General features: G+C 57.3%; 20 protein-coding genes and 1 tRNA gene. 15 read left to right on the forward strand and 6 right to left on the reverse strand.

Features of this window, described 5'->3' with window-relative positions; genetic code table 11:
* Window position 1: 1 nt before the first annotated feature.
* Window positions 2-625: a DUF3916 domain-containing protein gene (locus ACUN0G_RS04340; RefSeq protein WP_445572776.1), complete on the reverse strand. Its 624-nt coding sequence runs from the start codon at window positions 623-625 to the stop codon at window positions 2-4.
* 327 nt (window positions 626-952) lie between these two features.
* Here ACUN0G_RS04340 and ACUN0G_RS04345 point away from each other — a divergent pair, with 327 nt between their 5' ends.
* Window positions 953-2,707 carry a hypothetical protein gene (locus ACUN0G_RS04345; RefSeq protein WP_445572777.1) on the forward strand — a complete coding sequence of 585 codons (1,755 nt, stop codon included), beginning with the start codon at window positions 953-955 and terminating at the stop codon, window positions 2,705-2,707.
* Window positions 2,708-2,812: 105 nt separating this feature from the next.
* Here ACUN0G_RS04345 and ACUN0G_RS04350 read toward each other — a convergent pair whose 3' ends face one another.
* On the reverse strand, window positions 2,813-3,181 hold the full coding sequence (locus ACUN0G_RS04350) for a PH domain-containing protein (protein WP_093201401.1): 369 nt from the start codon (window positions 3,179-3,181) through the stop codon (window positions 2,813-2,815).
* 157 nt (window positions 3,182-3,338) lie between these two features.
* Here ACUN0G_RS04350 and ACUN0G_RS04355 point away from each other — a divergent pair, with 157 nt between their 5' ends.
* Window positions 3,339-3,974 carry a LysE family translocator gene (locus ACUN0G_RS04355; RefSeq protein WP_445572778.1) on the forward strand — a complete coding sequence of 212 codons (636 nt, stop codon included), beginning with the start codon at window positions 3,339-3,341 and terminating at the stop codon, window positions 3,972-3,974.
* An 8-nt stretch (window positions 3,975-3,982) separates the two neighbouring features.
* Here ACUN0G_RS04355 and ACUN0G_RS04360 read toward each other — a convergent pair whose 3' ends face one another.
* Window positions 3,983-4,312 (reverse strand): hypothetical protein, encoded by a 330-nt coding sequence (locus ACUN0G_RS04360; RefSeq protein WP_445572779.1) that lies wholly within the window; start codon window positions 4,310-4,312, stop codon window positions 3,983-3,985.
* A gap of 94 nt (window positions 4,313-4,406) precedes the next feature.
* Window positions 4,407-4,491 (reverse strand) — tRNA-Leu (locus ACUN0G_RS04365).
* Between the two features lie 108 nt (window positions 4,492-4,599).
* Here ACUN0G_RS04365 and queA point away from each other — a divergent pair.
* The 6 genes from queA (at window position 4,600) to ACUN0G_RS04395 (ending at window position 10,679) form a co-directional block, all read left to right on the forward strand.
* A complete protein-coding gene (queA, locus tag ACUN0G_RS04370) occupies window positions 4,600-5,649 on the forward strand; it encodes a tRNA preQ1(34) S-adenosylmethionine ribosyltransferase-isomerase QueA (protein WP_445572780.1) in 1,050 nt (349 codons plus the stop codon).
* A 5-nt stretch (window positions 5,650-5,654) separates the two neighbouring features.
* Window positions 5,655-6,770 (forward strand): tRNA guanosine(34) transglycosylase Tgt, encoded by a 1,116-nt coding sequence (gene tgt, locus ACUN0G_RS04375; protein ID WP_003210314.1) that lies wholly within the window; start codon window positions 5,655-5,657, stop codon window positions 6,768-6,770.
* Window positions 6,771-6,813: 43 nt separating this feature from the next.
* Entirely contained in the window at window positions 6,814-7,152 is a 339-nt protein-coding gene (gene yajC / locus ACUN0G_RS04380) for a preprotein translocase subunit YajC (protein ID WP_003175975.1), read from the forward strand.
* 62 nt (window positions 7,153-7,214) lie between these two features.
* On the forward strand, window positions 7,215-9,083 hold the full coding sequence (secD, locus tag ACUN0G_RS04385; protein WP_258343878.1) for a protein translocase subunit SecD: 1,869 nt from the start codon (window positions 7,215-7,217) through the stop codon (window positions 9,081-9,083).
* 9 nt (window positions 9,084-9,092) lie between these two features.
* The gene (gene secF, locus ACUN0G_RS04390; RefSeq protein ID WP_003210311.1) at window positions 9,093-10,007 is read left to right on the forward strand and encodes a protein translocase subunit SecF; all 915 of its coding nucleotides are present in this window, start codon (window positions 9,093-9,095) and stop codon (window positions 10,005-10,007) included.
* Between the two features lie 123 nt (window positions 10,008-10,130).
* Window positions 10,131-10,679, forward strand: coding sequence for a glycine zipper 2TM domain-containing protein (locus ACUN0G_RS04395; protein WP_003210309.1), 549 nt, complete (start codon window positions 10,131-10,133; stop codon window positions 10,677-10,679).
* Window positions 10,680-10,719: 40 nt separating this feature from the next.
* Here ACUN0G_RS04395 and ACUN0G_RS04400 read toward each other — a convergent pair whose 3' ends face one another.
* Both ACUN0G_RS04400 and suhB read right to left on the reverse strand, forming a co-directional pair.
* Window positions 10,720-12,051 (reverse strand): IS4 family transposase, encoded by a 1,332-nt coding sequence (locus ACUN0G_RS04400; RefSeq protein ID WP_445575516.1) that lies wholly within the window; start codon window positions 12,049-12,051, stop codon window positions 10,720-10,722.
* A gap of 115 nt (window positions 12,052-12,166) precedes the next feature.
* The gene (gene suhB, locus ACUN0G_RS04405) at window positions 12,167-12,982 is read right to left on the reverse strand and encodes a type III secretion system regulator SuhB (RefSeq protein WP_003175971.1); all 816 of its coding nucleotides are present in this window, start codon (window positions 12,980-12,982) and stop codon (window positions 12,167-12,169) included.
* A gap of 145 nt (window positions 12,983-13,127) precedes the next feature.
* Between suhB and trmJ the strand changes: the two genes are divergently transcribed.
* The 7 genes from trmJ (at window position 13,128) to hscB (ending at window position 18,117) form a co-directional block, all read left to right on the forward strand.
* Entirely contained in the window at window positions 13,128-13,898 is a 771-nt protein-coding gene (gene trmJ, locus ACUN0G_RS04410; protein WP_003210307.1) for a tRNA (cytosine(32)/uridine(32)-2'-O)-methyltransferase TrmJ, read from the forward strand.
* A gap of 2 nt (window positions 13,899-13,900) precedes the next feature.
* The gene (gene cysE, locus ACUN0G_RS04415; RefSeq protein ID WP_445572781.1) at window positions 13,901-14,686 is read left to right on the forward strand and encodes a serine O-acetyltransferase; all 786 of its coding nucleotides are present in this window, start codon (window positions 13,901-13,903) and stop codon (window positions 14,684-14,686) included.
* A 303-nt stretch (window positions 14,687-14,989) separates the two neighbouring features.
* Window positions 14,990-15,481, forward strand: coding sequence for a Fe-S cluster assembly transcriptional regulator IscR (iscR, locus tag ACUN0G_RS04420; RefSeq protein WP_003210305.1), 492 nt, complete (start codon window positions 14,990-14,992; stop codon window positions 15,479-15,481).
* Window positions 15,482-15,531: 50 nt separating this feature from the next.
* Window positions 15,532-16,746, forward strand: a complete 1,215-nt coding sequence (locus ACUN0G_RS04425) for an IscS subfamily cysteine desulfurase (RefSeq protein ID WP_008438290.1) — start codon at window positions 15,532-15,534, stop codon at window positions 16,744-16,746.
* A gap of 102 nt (window positions 16,747-16,848) precedes the next feature.
* Window positions 16,849-17,235: a Fe-S cluster assembly scaffold IscU gene (iscU, locus tag ACUN0G_RS04430; RefSeq protein WP_003209682.1), complete on the forward strand. Its 387-nt coding sequence runs from the start codon at window positions 16,849-16,851 to the stop codon at window positions 17,233-17,235.
* Window positions 17,236-17,263: 28 nt separating this feature from the next.
* A complete protein-coding gene (gene iscA, locus ACUN0G_RS04435) occupies window positions 17,264-17,587 on the forward strand; it encodes an iron-sulfur cluster assembly protein IscA (protein WP_003209680.1) in 324 nt (107 codons plus the stop codon).
* Between the two features lie 8 nt (window positions 17,588-17,595).
* Window positions 17,596-18,117, forward strand: coding sequence for a co-chaperone HscB (gene hscB, locus ACUN0G_RS04440; RefSeq protein ID WP_421523574.1), 522 nt, complete (start codon window positions 17,596-17,598; stop codon window positions 18,115-18,117).
* Window positions 18,118-18,126: the final 9 nt, after the last annotated feature.

Here is an 18,126-nt window from a genome sequence, read left to right on the forward strand (position 1 = left end):
ACTATTTTGTCGTGCTGAGTAAATGCGGATGCTCTGCCTGGAATGCTTTGAAAGTCTTGTACTTCCAGCGATCGCCGCCCGGATCTTCATCCGATGAACTGACCTCGCCGAAATACCAATGCTCTGACTCAAACTGTTCTCCGTCCTCATTTTCGTGCGTGAAGTGAAAACCCACCTCGTGAAGCCCAAGTGGGACGGTCAAGCCCCATTCATTCGCAAGGCTTCTGCCCGTTATCCGGGTTTGGCGAAAGTAGTCGTAGTCGAAAGGCAGGGTGGCGCCGAGATAGCGGCTTTTGTCGATGTAGACGCAGACTTCGCTGGAGAACATGTCGGGCACCAGAATGGCTGCTACGACCCAGCATTCGGGGGTGTCATCGGGTCGGGCCTGAATCAGGTGAGCGGCGGCGTAGATCAATTGTTGGGCGCAGTGTGCCTGGATCGCCGGGGTGGTTTGCTTGCCTTCGACCAAGGTTTCTATGACGGGGATTTTGAAATTTTCAAATCCTCGCCTCACCGGGAAGTCTTCTAAAAACCAGTCTTCGAAACTGTCTGCCCATCGGCTGATTGCGCGCAGGCGCCTGGGGATGTTGCGGAGTTTTTTGTCTGAAAGTGCAAGACGACGCATGAGCTATGACCTTCTTTTGTTTGTAATGTTGAGATTGGTTTCACTCATCGAGGTGGAACGACGTTCTGTCATGGCTGCTCACTTCCCTGTGCAAGGAAGCGAGCCTATGAGAGCGGAGGCGAACCTGAAATTCCCGTTGTTCGACGGTGTGCGTGGGAAAACTCACTTTCTGAACGGGGGCTCACCTCCTAATCAGGTGTAGGAAGCTTCCAGTTCGTGTGCCAGCGTCGAAAAACCGGTGTGTCGATATGCTACGGTCGTGCGCCATAAACGATAGGGATAAGGCGAGTGCCTGCCCTCAGTGGAAATTGGACAGGACGCCAGTTGATGATTTATGAAGATGTAGACCCGCAACTACTCGCCTTTTTGCATAACCCTATGGCGAATACGACTGCCCTCCCGCCAGCTGGCAAACTTCTCACCTGGCGCAGTCGAATGCTTTACAAAATACCCGCACTGCGTCGGCTGATTTGTCCCGAGCAGGTTCAGGCAATACTCTGGGAGAAACTTAGGGCAAACCTGGAACAGGCTCGACAATCGCTGCCGCAGTATCTCTTCGAAGACAACACACCGCTCAACTCTAATACGGTGCACCGGTTCACAGATCAACTGGGCAGCTATTTCAGGATTGAGGTGGCGTCTGCAGATCATGGTGCGTCATCAGCGCCGGGAAGTGGTACGTCTGCTGATTTTAGTAAAGCCTACACATGGGCGGCGCTTGAATATACGTGCAATAGGATTGCCGAAAATCTGCAGCTGCGAGCCGTACATAACTTGTCCATCCTGAAGAATGCTAACTTGTGGTTGTGTTATTACCTCAGTGAAATCTATTTTCTCATGGGGCATGGACTTCTGACCGCCAGGTTGGTTGGGAGCACTCTCCACATTGTACCTACCGCGAAACTACAGCGACGGATCAAGGGGTATTGGTTGGCAGAAGTTACTGAGGCTAATTCTAAAATCAGTGACACACGCACATTGTATGACATGGCGGAACTGTTACAGAAACATGGCCGTTTGAATCCGGATTTGCGTGGGCTTCTGGTGGATCAGACCCTCGATAAATGCCTGTCTATACATTCGGAGTACTTGTCCGCCGCCATGACACGGCATCCCAAGTATCATTACTTGCGAGAAATAGTCGATTTTGCCGTTCACCTGGAGCTGCGTGTGATGTCGGGCGAACGTACAACCGACGAAGCTTACCTGAGGACCATTGTCAGTCCTGCCACGGTGGATATGATCAACAGTGCCTTGGCCGGACGCGCACCAACGTTGGACTCCGCCAGCAGTTTCATAGAATACAAGGGCGGCGTTTATGTGCGGGGAGCGCTGAACTTTAAGTATGGGTTGAGAAAATTCGTCAGGTACTTGCTAGGTACCGCTACCGTCAATGGGAAAGAGGCGGACTTTGGCCAGCTGCTCGGAGCCGGCTTCGAAAAAGACTACGTTTTAAATTACATTAAAAAACTCAACGATCCGCGCCTGGAAGTGTTTGGGGAATTCAAACCGGGCAATAATGCGAAAATCAAGGGATATGACATTGATTTGATAGTTCGGGACGTGGAGGATGATATTTATTACTTTATTCAGGTTAAATATCAATTGTCGGAAATTCCAACCTATCTTTCGGAACAGTGCCAGCTATTTCTAAATGCTAATTTTCGTACCGGATTCGTCAGGCAGTTGGCCGTGCTCAGGGACACTATTTCCGACGAGAGTATTCGCCAGAAACTGAGCCAGCATGGCTTGGCCGGTGCTCATGCGGGTAATAGTCACTTCGTGTTGTTGCACAATATCCCCTTCCTGAACTTTTATGAGCTGGATGGTATTTTCTTTTATGAGTGGAATCTGCTTCGGAATATTCTCCGTGATGGGCGGGTGCAGGTTCGGAAAGATCAACACATTACCGAAGAGCGAGTGTTGAGCAAGCCACGGATGCACCGGCCTCAGGAGATGGTAGACGCTTACTTCAACCAGTCGCAGAGCGGAAGGCAGATGACCGAGCACTATGATGTCTATTGCAGGGCTAATACGCGCTTTGTTTTCGATGAGCTGGACGTGATCTGCAAACTGTTATGAGGTCCAGTGGTTTGCCCCTGAGCAGGCGTGATGGTTTACGTCCAATCACGGGCAAGGCTGGCTCCTTCAATGGTTTTTTCAGGTAATCCTGAGCAGGGTATCAGCTCAGAGCACATGCCTTGAAATCACCCTCGATATCTCAACAATCGACGTCTTCCCCGTAAACTCAAACTTCACTTTCCCCACCGCCGAAAAGTAAATCTCCAGCTCCGAGTCCAGATCAAACGTCCCGGACGTTTCCACTGAATACGCGACGATGTTTTTGTACGGCAGTGAAGTGAAGTCCTTCTTGCTGCCGGTAATCCCTTGCACGTTCACCGCGATGATGCGCTTGGTGGTGAACACCACCCCATCGCGCATAGCCTTGTAGGAATCGATGACCTGCTCATCATCCAGCAGCAGGGACGAAACGCGTTCGGCGTATTCGTCGTTTTGTTTGAGTTTGAAGAAGCCTTTGTTGTTGAAGTCGATCATGTGCCTTTCCTTGGGTGAGCGGTGCGGTAAACACACGCGCCGGTGTATGACGTTTTGCTCGCGGATCTGTATCTAACGGCCTTCCTTTTATCGCCCTACCATGGCGCCAACAACCCGCCGGTCATTACAAAGTTTTACGTCGCCAAGGAGTTACACCATGCCCGAGATGTCCAGTCTGCTCGCCTACGGCCTGATTTCGCTCGGCATGGTGCTGACGCCCGGCCCGAACATGATTTACCTCATTTCGCGGTCGATCTGCCAGGGCCGAATGGCCGGGCTGATTTCCCTGGGCGGCGTTGCGTTGGGGTTTGTCGTTTATATGTTCTGCGCGGCATTGGGCATCACGGCATTGGTGATGGCGGTTCCCTATGCTTACGACGCGCTGCGACTCGGCGGGGCGTTGTACTTGGTGTACTTGGCCTGGCAGGCGGTCAAACCAGGCGGCCGGTCGCCGTTCCAGGTTCGGGACTTGCCCAAGGATAGCCCGCGCAAGCTGTTCATGATGGGCTTTGTCACCAACCTGCTGAACCCCAAAGTGGCGGTCATGTATTTGTCGTTGCTGCCCCAGTTTATTGACCCTGACGGCCACGCCAGTGTGCTCTCGCAATCCCTGGTATTGGGCTTTACGCAGATCATGATCAGCGTGAGCGTCAACGCGCTGATCGCCGTTATGGCGGGCTCGATTGCGGGGTTTTTCATCCGCAAACCCGTCTGGCAAACCGTGCAGCGTTGGGTGATGGGTTCGGTGCTGATGGGCCTGGCCGTGCGCATGGCGGTCGAAGGGCGACGCTGACTCGCGCGTTACAGGATGGCTTTCAGGTAATCCTTGAGTGCGTTGAGCGGAGCATTGAGTGCTTCGAGTGTCGTCGCTTGGCGCACATCCACCGCGAGCCGTTGCAGCTCGCGGCCCATCACGGTGTTTGCACCGCCCAGAGATTCGAGTGCCAATGCCAGGCACTCGTCGATTTTTTGCTGGATGGCCTTGATATCGCCCTTGCGCACCAGCAAGCCAAACACTTCCCGCTCATAGCCGTCCATGACCAGGTCGTCCCGCAGAATCGGGCTCGCGCCTTCGGTCTCATGCACCAGCTTGAGCGCAAAAAGCGCAACAGCTTCCAGCGTCAGTTCCATGGTCAAGGTTCCTCTTCTCTCGCGTTCGCCCGTCCATCATCACTTTCCTGCAGGCGAAAAAAAAGACCTTGAATTTCAAGGTCTTTTTTTAAGATGGTGCCCCGAGGGAGACTCGAACTCCCACTCCTTTCGAAAACGGATTTTGAATCCGCCGCGTCTACCAATTCCGCCATCAGGGCTCAATGGCGGCGAAGTATAGAGATGAGATGACCGTTGGTCAATCACGTTTCATGGTCAATTTTCACTATTTCCGCTAGACTTCCCGGCCCTGCTAGACGAACCCCATCATGCGCGTTGCTGACTTTACTTTTGAGCTCCCTGATTCGCTGATCGCTCGCCACCCTTTGGCCGAGCGTCGCGCCAGTCGACTGCTGACCCTGGACGGGGTCAGCGGTGTCCTCGCACACCGTCAATTCACTGATTTGCTTGAGCATTTACGCCCGGGCGACTTGATGGTTTTCAACAATACCCGGGTGATTCCGGCACGGCTGTTTGGCCAGAAAGCGTCCGGCGGCAAGCTGGAAATTCTGGTGGAGCGGGTGCTGGACAGCCATCGCGTGCTGGCCCATGTGCGCTCCAGCAAGTCGCCGAAACCGGGTTCGAAGATCCTTATCGATGGCGGTGGCGAAGCAGAAATGCTGGCCCGTCACGATGCGTTGTTCGAGCTGGGTTTTGCCGAGGAAGTGTTGCCGCTGCTGGAGCGTGTCGGCCACATGCCGCTGCCTCCTTATATAGACCGCCCCGACGAAGACTCGGACCGCGAGCGTTATCAGACGGTGTACTCCCAGCGCCTGGGTGCCGTGGCTGCACCGACGGCGGGGCTGCATTTCGACCAGCCGCTGCTGGAAGCGATTGCCGCCAAGGGCATCGAGTCGGCCTTTGTGACCCTGCACGTGGGGGCCGGCACGTTTCAGCCGGTGCGTGTGGATAACATCGAAGACCACCATATGCACAGCGAGTGGCTGGAAGTCAGCCAGGAAGTCGTGGATGCGGTTGACGCGTGCAAGGCGCGCGGCGGGCGTGTGGTGGCGGTCGGTACCACCAGCGTGCGGTCGCTGGAGAGTGCGGCGCGCGATGGCGTGCTCAAACCGTTCAGTGGCGACACCGATATCTTTATCTACCCGGGCCGGCCGTTTCATGTGGTCGATGCCCTGGTGACCAATTTCCATTTGCCGGAATCCACGCTGTTGATGCTGGTGTCGGCATTTGCCGGTTATCCCGAAACCATGGCCGCTTATCAAGCCGCCATCGATAACGGATACCGTTTTTTCAGCTACGGTGATGCGATGTTTATCACCCGTAATCCGGCGCCGCGCGGCCCAGAGGAACAATCATGAGTCGTATGTCGTTTGAATTGCTGGCCACGGATGGTAAAGCTCGCCGCGGCCGTTTGACTTTCCCTCGCGGTACCGTCGAGACCCCGGCCTTTATGCCGGTCGGTACCTACGGCACGGTAAAAGGCATGCTGCCGCGTGACATCGTCGCCACCGGCGCCGAGATCATCCTCGGCAACACCTTCCACTTGTGGCTGCGCCCGGGCACCGAAGTGATCAAGAAGCATGGCGACCTGCATGACTTCATGAAGTGGCAAGGCCCGATCCTCACTGACTCGGGTGGCTTCCAGGTGTTCAGCCTGGGCGCGATGCGCAAGATCAAGGAGGAGGGCGTGACCTTCGCCTCCCCGGTGGACGGCGCCAAAGTGTTCATGGGCCCGGAAGAGTCGATGCAGGTCCAGCGAGACCTGGGCTCCGACATCGTGATGATTTTCGACGAGTGCACGCCGTACCCGGCCGATGAAGACGTCGCGCGGATCTCGATGGAGCTGTCGCTGCGTTGGGCTCAGCGCTCGAAAAATGCCCATGGCGATAACACTGCTGCACTGTTCGGTATCGTGCAGGGCGGTATGCATGAAAGCTTGCGCAAGCGCTCGCTGGAAGGCCTGGACAAGATCGGTTTCGACGGCTTGGCCATCGGCGGTCTGTCGGTGGGCGAGCCCAAGCACGAGATGATCAAGGTGCTGGACTACCTGCCGGGCCTGATGCCGGCTGACAAACCTCGTTACCTTATGGGCGTTGGCAAACCAGAAGATCTCGTAGAGGGTGTGCGCCGCGGTGTGGACATGTTCGATTGCGTGATGCCAACCCGTAATGCCCGCAATGGGCATCTGTTCATCGATACAGGCGTGCTGAAGATCCGTAACGCGTTCCATCGCCATGATGAATCGCCGCTGGATCCTACCTGTGACTGCTACACCTGCCAGAACTTCTCGCGCGCTTATCTGCACCATCTGGACAAGTGTGGGGAAATGCTGGGTAGCATGTTGAATACCATCCACAATTTGCGTCACTACCAAGTCCTGATGGCTGGTTTGCGCGAGGCTATTCAACAGGGTACATTGGCCGCCTTCGTCGATGCCTTCTATGCCAAGCGCGGGCTGCCTGTGCCGCCCTTGGACTGAGTTTTCCGACCCTAAGATTCACTATTTGCAACTGGAGTGCTAAATGAGCTTTTTTATCTCTAATGCCATGGCTGATGCCGCTGCACCGGCCGCTGCCGGTCCTATGGGCGGTGGTTTTGAGTGGATTTTCCTGGTCGGCTTTCTGGTCATCTTCTACCTGATGATCTGGCGTCCACAGGCCAAGCGCGCCAAAGAGCAGAAGAACCTGCTGGGCAGCTTGCAGAAAGGCGACGAAGTCGTGACCACTGGCGGCATCGCCGGCAAGATCACTAAAGTGTCCGACGCTTTCGTGGTTCTGGAAGTCTCCGACACCGTAGAAATGAAGTTCCAGAAGGGCGCCATCGCCGCCACGCTGCCAAAAGGCACGCTCAAAGCGATCTAAGTAACAACCTTTACCAATCGACGGGGCGCGCAAGGCGCCCCGCGTTATAAGCGGGCGGCGTGATGCTGAACAAATACCCTCTGTGGAAATACGTACTGATCCTGGCGGTGCTGGCGATCGGTTTTATTTATTCCGCTCCCAATCTCTATCCTGATGACCCGGCGATCCAGATCACGGGTGCCAGCACTGCGTTGCAGGTCAATCAGGCTGATCTGGACCGCACGAGCAAAGCGCTCACCGACGCGGGCATCCAGGTTAAAGCGGCAACCTTGGCAGCTGACGGCAAGGGCGGTTTGTTGCGCCTGACCAAGCAAGAAGACCAATTGCCGGCCAAAGACGTTGTGCGCAAGATCATGGGTGATGACTACGTCGTCGCACTGAACCTGGCACAGACCACGCCAAAATGGCTGCGCGCGATTGGCGCACACCCGATGAAGCTGGGTCTGGACTTGTCCGGTGGTGTGCACTTCCTGCTGGAAGTGGACATGGACAAGGCCCTCGACGCTCGCCTGAAAGTCTACGAAGGCGATGTGAAGAGCCTGCTGCGTAAAGAGCGTCTGCGTTATCGCAGCCTGCCGCAGCTCAACGGCGCCATCCAGCTGGGCTTTGCTGACGAAGCAACCCGCGAACAGGCCCGTGCACTGATCCGCAAGAACTTCAACGATTTCGACATTGTTCCGGCCGACCTCAATGGTCAGGCGGTACTGCGTCTGGCGATGACCCCGGCCAAGCTGGCGGAAATCCGTGAATACTCCATCAAGCAGAACTTGACCACGGTACGTAACCGCGTCAACGAGCTGGGTGTGGCCGAGCCGATCGTTCAGCGCCAGGGTGCCAACCGCATCGTGGTTGAATTGCCGGGCGTTCAGGACACTGCTGAAGCCAAGCGTATCCTGGGCAAGACAGCCAACCTGGAGTTCCGCCTGGCGGCTGAGCCGGGTGCTACCCGCGCGACTGCTGAAGAGTTCGAGTTCCGTGAAGGCAATCGTCCCCCTGCACTGATCGAGCGTGGCTTGATCATCACTGGTGACCAGGTTACCGACGCCAAGGCCGGTTTCGGCGAACACGGTACGCCTGAAGTGAACATCCGTCTGGATGGCCACGGCGGCGAACTGATGAGCCGCGCAACCCGCAGCAACGTCGGTCGCAGCATGGCGGTGATCTTCATCGAGCAGCGCCCTGTTACCACCTACACCAAGCAAGTGGTCGACGGCGTCGAGAAAGACGTACCAGTACAAACCTTTAAAGAAGAGAAGAAGATCATCAGCCTGGCGACCATCCAGTCGCCGCTGGGTGCTCAATTCCGCATCACGGGCCTGAACGGCCAGGGTGAGTCGTCCGAGCTGGCGCTGCTGCTGCGTGCCGGTGGCCTGGCGGCCCCGATGTACTTCGCTGAAGAACGTACCATCGGCCCGAGCCTGGGTGCTGACAACATCACCAAGGGTATCGACGCTGCACTGTGGGGCATGCTGTTCGTATCCCTGTTCATCATCGCCATCTACCGCTTCTTCGGCATCATCGCTACCGTCGCACTGGCGGGCAACATGGTGATGCTGCTGGCCCTGATGTCGCTGTTGGGTGCAACGCTGACCCTGCCAGGTATCGCCGGTATCGTACTCACCATGGGTATGGCGGTAGACGCCAACGTACTGATCTTCTCGCGGATTCGTGAAGAGATTGCTGCGGGCATGACCGTACAACGGGCAATCAACGAAGGCTTCGGCCGGGCATTTACCGCGATTCTCGACTCCAACCTGACTACTCTGTTGGTCGGCGGGATTCTCTTTGCCATGGGCACCGGCCCGGTCAAAGGTTTTGCGGTGACCATGTCCCTCGGTATCTTTACCTCGATGTTCACGGCCATCATGGTGACCCGCGCAATGGTCAACCTGATCTTTGGCGGACGTGACTTCAAGAAGTTGTGGATTTAAGGGGCTGCCATGTTACGTACAATCAACTTCATGGGCGTTCGCAACGTTGCGTTCGGCTTCACCATGCTCCTTACCGTTCTGGCGTTGTTCAGCTGGTTCCATAAGGGCCTGAACTACGGTCTGGACTTCACCGGCGGTACGCTCATCGAGCTGACCTACGAGAAGCCGGCCGACGTTAGCCTGGTGCGCAACGAGCTGGTCAAGGCCGGCTATCACGAAGCCATCGTGCAGAGCTTTGGTGCAACCACTGACCTGCTGGTGCGTATGCCGGGCGAAGACCCGCAACTGGGTCACCAGGTCGCCGAGGCCTTGCAGAAGGTCGGTGGCGATAACCCTGCCTCGGTCAAGCGCGTCGAGTTCGTGGGCCCGCAAGTGGGTGAAGAGCTGCGCGACCAGGGCGGCCTCGGCATGCTGATGGCGCTGGTCGGCATCATGATCTACCTGGCTTTCCGCTTTCAGTGGAAGTTCGGTGTCGGCGCCATTGTGTCGCTGATCCACGACGTGATCGTGACCGTGGGTATCCTGGCCTACTTCCAGATCACCTTCGACCTGACTGTATTGGCGGCGGTGCTGGCGATCATTGGTTACTCCCTCAACGACACCATCGTGGTATTCGACCGGGTGCGTGAGAACTTCCGGGTGCTGCGCAAGGCGACGTTGATCGAGAACATCAACATCTCCACCACTCAGACCCTGCTGCGCACCATGGCAACCTCGATCTCCACCTTGCTGGCAATTGCCGCACTGATGGTGTTCGGTGGTGACAACCTGTGGGGCTTCTCGCTGTCGCTGTTCATCGGCGTACTGGCGGGTACCTACTCGTCGATCTACATCGCCAACGTGGTACTGATCTGGCTGAACCTCAACAGCGAAGACCTGATCCCTCCTGCCAGCACCGGCAAGGAGGTCGACGACCGCCCTTGATGGGTGATTGTTGATCTGCTGTTACAAAAAAGGCGCGAGTATTGAACTCGCGCCTTTTTTTTTGCTCCAAGGCTGGGTATAGCGCGGATCGTTCGGTCCGTTTGTGATGGTCAGGAGGTTCACGTGAACAAGTCGTTACTGGTTGGTGCGGTATTGGGTGCTGTCGGTGTGACTGCCGGGGGTGCTGTTGCCACCTACAGCCTGGTAAAAAGCGGCCCTGAGTATGCGCAAGTGCTGGCAGTGCAGCCGGTGAAAACCCAGATTAAAACCCCGCGTGAAGTCTGCAAGGACGTTGCCGTAACCCGGCAGAAGCCTGTGCAGGATCAGCATCAGATCGTCGGTACGGTGGTCGGTGCGCTGGCGGGCGGCCTGTTGGGTAATCAGGTCGGTGGCGGTAATGGCAAGAAGCTGGCCACGGTGGCCGGTGCGGTCGGTGGCGGTTATGCCGGTAACAAGGTTCAGGAAGGCATGCAGAACCGCGATACCTACACCACTACGCAAACCCGTTGTAACACCGTTAACGACATCAGCGACAAGGTTGTCGGGTACGACGTGCGTTACACCCTGGACGGCAAGGAAGGCTCCGTGCGCATGGATCGTGATCCAGGCAATCAGATCCCGGTCGACAAGGAAGGGCGCCTGGTTATCGGTCAGAACCAGCCGCAGCAGTAATTTCAGATATAAAAAAAGCACCCCGAGGGGTTAATGCCAGTCAGTTAAGCTGACTGGCATTTTTATTTCTGATCGGATACTTCGGTGATTTCAGCCGAATCGCCCGAGGATATACGCGCTCCTCACGTCGATGCGGCAGCACATAGTGCGGCGCTGAAGCATGAAGCTCGGCCAAATACTTGGGGATGTTCCCGGAACGGTCGGCGCAGACGCTGTTGATAAACCCCAGAATCGCCCAAGTGCAAGCGGTGAAGCTCATTTCGCTCGGATAAATGCCAGGACAGTGGCGACTCATTTCCACCATCTGATAACGCAACAAGTTGTAGCCTAACAATACGCCCCACAACTCTTGTTCGATCATCTCTGGCGTCTTGCTGCGCAGCGTATAACTGCTGTTGAGCAGCGTCTGTTTCATCTCTCGAAACCCTAGTTCGATCTCCCATCGCTGGCTGTACAGATCGACGATTTCGTCGGGCGGGAAGCGCAGCGGATCGCTCATCGAGGTCAGGATCTGACACATCTTGCCCTTTACGGTTTTGCTCAGCAGCCGTGCAGTCAGGCGCTCCGGCAGTCCCGGCCATTGCTTGCGCGCCTGCGGCGAGGTGCTCAGCGAAACCACCGCATCTTGACGCCCCAGACGCTGAATGACTTCGTACTGCGCACCTTTGCGCAGCGGCATCAGCCAATGTCGCTCGGTGCCCGCCTGCTGCCACTGATGCAGTAAACCCAAAGAATAAAAACCGCGATCAAACAGCGTCAGCGAGTGATCGGGCGTGGTTTCAATCAGCTTTTCCGCCAGTTTCATTTCGTTGCTGCGATAGCCATCAAAAGCACTGCCGATCAGCAAGTGACTGGTCAATTCCATTTGGCAAACCATACGCACCTGAGGAAAGCCCGTATCACCATGCTGATTGCTGGCGGAATCGTAACGCGCGCGGTTTTCGGCAGTATCGGGTGTTCGCCAGACGACGCCGTCGACGCCCAACAAACGCAAACCCGCCCACGTTGGGTGATCGGCCGCCTCATGCCAATTTTTCTGAGTCAGATCGAAGACCTGCCTTACCGCTTCGCTGCCCAATCTCTGACGGGCCTGGACTACGGCGCTGGGCGCCACCAGCGGACGCTGGCCCGGCAGCATGATGTTCATGCGACTAACCACATCCCATGCCGACATACGCCGGAAGAACGCCATGGAAATCACGCACCACAGCATCATTTCCAGCGGCAAGCGCCGCTTGCGCAGGGTCGCCACACCGGCCTGTTCAAGCGCCTGTTCGACCAAGGAAGGATCGAGCAAGGCATCCAATCCCTCGATGGCGTTGGGGGTAGAGGCGATGTTGTGGGTCAGTTCCAGTGCTCGAGCGAGACGCATAAAAAAATCCGATGCCAGTACGGCATCGGATTTTGATTTCTTGCGGCCAAAGGTCAAGCGAGAAGGCTTAACTGACTGGCATTACCCCGAGGGGTGCTTTTTTGTGCTCGCTCGCTTAGCGCTTCAGCGAGGCCGGCAGGTGCGGCTGGATCGCCGTCAGTACTGCCTTGAAGCATTTGGTGTTGCCGGCAACCACGTGGCCCTTCTCCAGGAAGTCGTGACCGCCGGTGAAGTCGCTCACCAGGCCGCCCGCTTCTTGAATCAGCAGTGCGCCTGCAGCCATGTCCCATTCGGACAGGCCTGACTCCCAGAACGCATCAAAACGACCGGCAGCGACATAAGCCAGGTCCAGGCTGGCTGCACCGGCGCGACGGATGCCGGCGGTCTGGCCAACCAGGGCGCGGAACATGCCCAGGTAGTTTTCCAGGTTGTCCATCTGGTCATCGCGGAACGGGAAGCCGGTACCCAGCAGGGCGCCGTCCAGGCTGGTGCGACCGCTGACACGCAGGCGACGACCGTTCAGTTGGGCGCCACGGCCACGGCTGGCGGTGAATTCTTCCTGGCGAACCGGGTCCAGAACAACAGCGTGCTCCAGGCGGCCGCGGTATTTGCAGGCGATGCTCACGGCAAAGTGCGGGATGCCGCGCAGGAAGTTGGTGGTGCCATCCAGTGGGTCGATGATCCACAGGTAGTCTTCGCCTTCGCCGCTACCTTTATGCAAGCCGGTTTCTTCACCGAGGATGCCGTGGGTAGGGTAGGCCTTGCGCAGCGCGTCGATGATTTTCTGCTCGGCGGCACGATCCACCTCGGATACGTAATCCTTGGCGTCTTTTTCGTCGACCTTGATGGTATCCAGGCGCTCGATGGAGCGGAAGATCAATTCACTGGCGCTGCGGGCGGCGCGCAGCGCGATATTCAGCATGGGCTGCATGGATGTGTCACCTAAGGTTGTTAAAGAAAGCCGAGCATTCTAGCAGAAACTTTCTTCAGGTGAAGGACGACGTTACCTTTCATGGCATAACCTTAGGCTGTTCTGTAAGATTTGCTCCCCTTTCCCGTGTCCGAGAGCGCCTCCCTTGCTGCAAAACATCCGTGTCGTCCTCGTCAATACCAGTCATCCCGGCAATATCGGCGGCGTGGCGCGCGCCATGAAGAACATGGGGCTGACGCGCCTGGTGCTGGTGGAGCCGCGTGTGTTCCCGCACCACGAGGCCGATGCTCGCGCGTCCGGCGCCAATGACATCCTCGAAAAAGCCCAGGTCGTCGCCACGCTGGAAGACGCCCTGGTCGGCTGCAACCTGGTGCTCGGCACGAGCGCTCGCGACCGTCGCATCCCCTGGCCGCTGCTGGATCCTCGCGAATGCGGGACCAAAGTCGTGGAAGAGGCCGCCGGCGGCGCTGAAATCGCCTTGGTCTTTGGCCGTGAAGACTCCGGCCTGACCAATGAAGAGCTGCAGCGATGTCATTATCACGTGCACATCCCATCAGACCCTGAGTTCAGTTCGCTGAACCTCGGGGCAGCGGTGCAGGTGTTGAGTTATGAAGTGCGCATGGCCTGGCTGGCCGCTGAAGGCCAGCCAAGCAAGGTAGAGAAGGACGAGGTTGCATCGACCAAGAGTGGCGAGTTGGCCACCATGGACGAGCTGGAGCGGTTCTATGAGCACCTGGAGCAAACCCTGGTGGCCATCGAATTCCTCGATCCGGAAAAACCACGGCACTTGATGGCGCGCCTGCGTCGGTTGTACGGACGCAGCTCGGTCAGCCGGGCGGAAATGAATATATTGCGTGGCATCCTCACGGAAACCCAGAAAGCGGCCCGTGGCGAGCTTCTTAAGCGGAAGGATTAAAAATGTTCGAGCGTTTGCGAGAAGATATCCAGAGTGTTTTCCACCGTGACCCGGCGGCGCGCAACGCCTTTGAAGTGCTGACGTGCTACCCGGGCATGCACGCGATCTGGATCCACCGCCTGTCCGGCGCCTTGTGGCATATGGGTTGGAAGTGGCTGGCACGGCTGGTCTCCAACTTTGGTCGCTGGTTGACCGGGATCGAGATTCATCCGGGCGCCAAAGTCGGTCGTCGTTTCTTTATCGACCACGGCATGGGTATCGTCATTGGCGAGACCGCCGAGATTGGTGATGACGTAACCCTGTATCAGGGCGTGACCCTGGGCGGTACCACCTGGAACAAAGGCAAGCGCCACCCGACGCTGGAAGATGGCGTTGTAGTGGGGGCGGGTGCCAAAGTGCTCGGCCCGTTTACCGTGGGTGCGGGCGCCAAGGTCGGCTCCAATGCCGTGGTGACCAAGGCCGTACCGCCTGGTGCAACGGTTGTCGGCATTCCGGGGCGGATCATCGTCAAGCCGGAAGTCGGTGATGAACAGGAAGCCAAGCGCAAGGCCATGGCCGAGAAAATCGGTTTCGATGCCTATGGCGTCAGCGAAGACATGCCCGACCCGGTGGCGCGTGCCATCGGCCAGTTGCTGGATCACCTGCAAGCGGTGGATGGCAAGCTGGACGGCATGTGTGGCGCCTTGAAAGACCTCGGCAGCAACTACTGCGCGAAGGACTTGCCTGAGCTGCGCACCGAAGACTTTGCCGAGATCAAGGACGAAGGTGCCACCACCAAGGCGGGCTGAAGTCTCGCAATCACTGCAAAACCCATGTGGGAGCGGGCTTGCTCGCGAAAGCTGCGTGTCAGTCGCCGAATATATTGACTGATCCACCGCATTCGCGAGCAAGCCCGCTCCCACATTTTGACCTCCATTGGTCCCGCATTCCCGGCTTGGCCCTGTTCCCGCTGGTCCATCCCGTCCCGCCCTGCTATGATTCGCGCGCCCTTTTTACGGGTAATCCTGACTAAAGTACTAGGTCTTATAGTTGACTTAAATACTCGGGAATCGCATACTTGCTCCCATTCTGAAACACCTTGGTACTTGTCCATGAGACTGACTACAAAAGGCCGATACGCGGTGACCGCCATGCTTGACCTGGCCTTGCACGCGCAAAATGGGCCGGTGTCCCTGGCCGATATCTCCGAGCGCCAAGGCATTTCCCTGTCTTACCTCGAGCAGTTGTTCGCCAAGTTGCGCCGCAGCAATCTGGTTTCCAGCGTTCGTGGTCCAGGCGGCGGCTATCAACTGTCCCGCGACATGCAGGGCATCCAGGTAGCCCAGGTGATCGACGCGGTGAACGAATCCGTCGATGCCACCAAATGCCAGGGCCTGGGTGATTGCCACGCAGGCGACACCTGCCTTACGCACCACTTGTGGTGTGACCTGAGCCTGCAGATCCATGAGTTTTTGAGTGGTATCAGCTTGGCTGATCTTGTGACTCGCCGTGAGGTGCAAGAAGTAGCCCAGCGTCAGGACCAGCGCCGTTGCAACACCAAGGCGCCGCGTCTGGACAAGATTGAAGCGTCCGCCGTCGAGTGACAGCCGAAGAGCTAACGGCACGCCAGCCAGCCTGATTTAGGAGAAAGTCCATGAAATTGCCGATTTACCTTGATTACTCAGCGACCACCCCGGTTGATCCGCGTGTCGCGCAAAAGATGAGCGAATGCCTGCTGGTTGACGGAAACTTCGGTAACCCGGCGTCCCGTTCCCACGTTTTCGGCTGGAAAGCCGAAGAAGCAGTGGAAAACGCTCGTCGCCAGGTCGCTGACCTGGTGAATGCCGACCCACGTGAAATCGTCTGGACCTCCGGTGCCACCGAGTCCGATAACCTGGCAATCAAGGGTGCGGCGCATTTCTACGCGACCAAAGGCAAACACCTGATCACCACCAAGATTGAGCACAAGGCTGTCCTCGACACCATGCGCCAACTGGAGCGTGAAGGTTTCGAGGTCACTTACCTCGAGCCCACCACCGACGGTATCGTGACCCCTGCGATGATCGAAGCGGCGATGCGTGAAGACACCATCCTGGTTTCCGTGATCCACGTGAACAACGAAATCGGCACCATCAACGACATCGCCGCCATCGGCGAGCTGACCCGCTCCAAGGGCGTGTTGCTGCATGTCGACGCTGCTCAGTCCACCGGCAAGGTCGATATCGACCTGTCGAAACTGAAAGTCGACCTGATGTCGTTCTCTGCCCACAAGACCTATGGCCCTAAAGGCATTGGTGCGCTGTACGTGAGCCGCAAGCCTCGCGTGCGTATCGAAGCCACCATGCACGGCGGCGGTCACGAGCGCGGCATGCGTTCCGGCACCTTGGCGACCCACCAGATCGTCGGCATCGGCGAAGCGTTCCGTGTGGCCAAGGAAGACATGGCTGCTGAAAACGTGCGCATCAAGGCCCTGAGCGATCGCTTCTACAAGCAGGTCGAGCACCTTGAAGAGCTGTACATCAACGGCAGCATGACCGCCCGTGTACCGCACAACCTGAATTTGAGCTTCAACTACGTCGAAGGCGAGTCGCTGATCATGGCGCTCAAGGACCTGGCGGTTTCGTCCGGTTCGGCCTGCACCTCGGCTTCCCTTGAGCCGTCTTACGTCCTGCGCGCCCTGGGCCGCAACGACGAACTGGCTCACAGCTCGATCCGCTTTACGTTCGGCCGTTTCACCACCGAAGAAGAAGTCGACTACGCCGCGCAGAAAGTCTGCGAGGCCGTCACCAAGCTGCGTACCTTGTCGCCTCTGTGGGATATGTACAAAGACGGTGTCGATATTTCCAAGATCGAGTGGGCGGCACACTAACTATAGAAGCCGCCACCCAAAAGGCTCTGTAAAGACGTGGCGGAAAACGCAGGCGTGTTTACAGGGTTCCAGAGCGGCCCTGATGAGTGAGGATTCAGTACCATGGCTTACAGCGAAAAGGTCATCGACCACTACGAAAACCCGCGCAACGTCGGCAAGATGAACGCGGAAGACCCTGATGTCGGCACCGGCATGGTCGGCGCTCCGGCGTGCGGCGACGTTATGCGTCTGCAGATCAAGGTCAACGAAGCTGGCGTTATCGAAGACGCCAAGTTCAAGACATACGGTTGCGGTTCGGCCATCGCCTCCAGCTCCCTGGCGACCGAATGGATGAAAGGCAAGACGCTGGATGAGGCTGTGACTATCAGCAACACTCAGCTGGCCGAAGAACTGGCGTTGCCGCCAGTGAAAATCCACTGCTCGGTACTCGCAGAAGACGCCATCAAGGCGGCTGTTCGCGACTACAAGCAGAAGAAAGGCTTGATCTAAGCAATTTGGCGACGAGTAAGGAGTCACGATGGCTATCAGCATGACAGAAGCGGCTGCGCAGCACATTCGCCGCTCCCTGAATGGGCGCGGTAAAGGTGAGGGGATTCGTCTGGGTGTTCGCACCACGGGCTGTTCCGGCCTTGCCTACGTGCTGGAGTTTGTCGACGAGGTGGTCGAGGAAGATCAGGTGTTCGAGAGTCACGGTGAAAAAGTGATTATCGACCCGAAAAGCCTGACTTACCTGGACGGCACCGAACTCGATTTCGTCAAGGAAGGGTTGAACGAAGGCTTCAAGTTCAACAACCCCAACGTACGCGGTGAATGTGGCTGCGGCGAAAGCTTCAACATCTGAGGCTGATCGTGGGTACTCCTTGTCATTTCGCTTTGTTCGAGCTGCAGCCGAGTTTTCGACTGGACCTTGAACAGCTTGCCACGCGCTACCGTGAACTGGCGCGTGGGGTGCATCCGGACCGTTTTGCTGACGCTTCCGAGCGTGAGCAACGCTTGGCGCTGGAGCAATCAGCCAGCCTCAACGAGGCCTATCAGACGCTCAAGAACCCTCCCAAACGCGCGCGCTACCTGCTCGCCATGGGCGGTCGCGAGCTGCCGCTTGAAGTCACGGTCCAGGACCCTGATTTCCTGATGCAGCAGATGCAATGGCGCGAGGAGCTTGAAGAACTGCAGGACGAGGCTGATCTGGCCGGAGTCGCAGTGTTCAAGCGCCGTCTGAAAGCGGCCCAGGATGAACTCAACGAAAGCTTCGCAGCCTGTTGGGATGATGCAGCGCAACGTGAGCAGGCCGAACGCCTGATGCGGCGCATGCAGTTCCTCGACAAGCTCACCTACGAAGTGCGCCAGTTAGAAGAGCGCCTCGACGATTAACCCAGTGCC

This window comes from Pseudomonas sp. 32A (genome assembly GCF_052682255.1).

What these genes read in the sequence shown, in the direction of transcription:
- ACUN0G_RS04355 (WP_445572778.1), top strand. Translation starts at nt 3,339, where the DNA reads ATGCCCGAGATGTCCAGTCTGCTCGCCTACGGCCTGATTTCGCTCGGC.
- secF (WP_003210311.1), top strand. Translation starts at nt 9,093, where the DNA reads ATGTTACGTACAATCAACTTCATGGGCGTTCGCAACGTTGCGTTCGGC.
- ACUN0G_RS04345 (WP_445572777.1), top strand. Translation starts at nt 953, where the DNA reads ATGATTTATGAAGATGTAGACCCGCAACTACTCGCCTTTTTGCATAAC.
- ACUN0G_RS04350 (WP_093201401.1), bottom strand. Translation starts at nt 3,181, where the DNA reads ATGATCGACTTCAACAACAAAGGCTTCTTCAAACTCAAACAAAACGAC.
- ACUN0G_RS04340 (WP_445572776.1), bottom strand. Translation starts at nt 625, where the DNA reads ATGCGTCGTCTTGCACTTTCAGACAAAAAACTCCGCAACATCCCCAGG.
- cysE (WP_445572781.1), top strand. Translation starts at nt 13,901, where the DNA reads ATGTTCGAGCGTTTGCGAGAAGATATCCAGAGTGTTTTCCACCGTGAC.
- suhB (WP_003175971.1), bottom strand. Translation starts at nt 12,982, where the DNA reads ATGCAGCCCATGCTGAATATCGCGCTGCGCGCCGCCCGCAGCGCCAGT.
- iscU (WP_003209682.1), top strand. Translation starts at nt 16,849, where the DNA reads ATGGCTTACAGCGAAAAGGTCATCGACCACTACGAAAACCCGCGCAAC.
- ACUN0G_RS04400 (WP_445575516.1), bottom strand. Translation starts at nt 12,051, where the DNA reads ATGCGTCTCGCTCGAGCACTGGAACTGACCCACAACATCGCCTCTACC.
- ACUN0G_RS04425 (WP_008438290.1), top strand. Translation starts at nt 15,532, where the DNA reads ATGAAATTGCCGATTTACCTTGATTACTCAGCGACCACCCCGGTTGAT.
- queA (WP_445572780.1), top strand. Translation starts at nt 4,600, where the DNA reads ATGCGCGTTGCTGACTTTACTTTTGAGCTCCCTGATTCGCTGATCGCT.
- ACUN0G_RS04360 (WP_445572779.1), bottom strand. Translation starts at nt 4,312, where the DNA reads ATGGAACTGACGCTGGAAGCTGTTGCGCTTTTTGCGCTCAAGCTGGTG.
- iscA (WP_003209680.1), top strand. Translation starts at nt 17,264, where the DNA reads ATGGCTATCAGCATGACAGAAGCGGCTGCGCAGCACATTCGCCGCTCC.
- yajC (WP_003175975.1), top strand. Translation starts at nt 6,814, where the DNA reads ATGAGCTTTTTTATCTCTAATGCCATGGCTGATGCCGCTGCACCGGCC.
- tgt (WP_003210314.1), top strand. Translation starts at nt 5,655, where the DNA reads ATGTCGTTTGAATTGCTGGCCACGGATGGTAAAGCTCGCCGCGGCCGT.
- secD (WP_258343878.1), top strand. Translation starts at nt 7,215, where the DNA reads ATGCTGAACAAATACCCTCTGTGGAAATACGTACTGATCCTGGCGGTG.
- iscR (WP_003210305.1), top strand. Translation starts at nt 14,990, where the DNA reads ATGAGACTGACTACAAAAGGCCGATACGCGGTGACCGCCATGCTTGAC.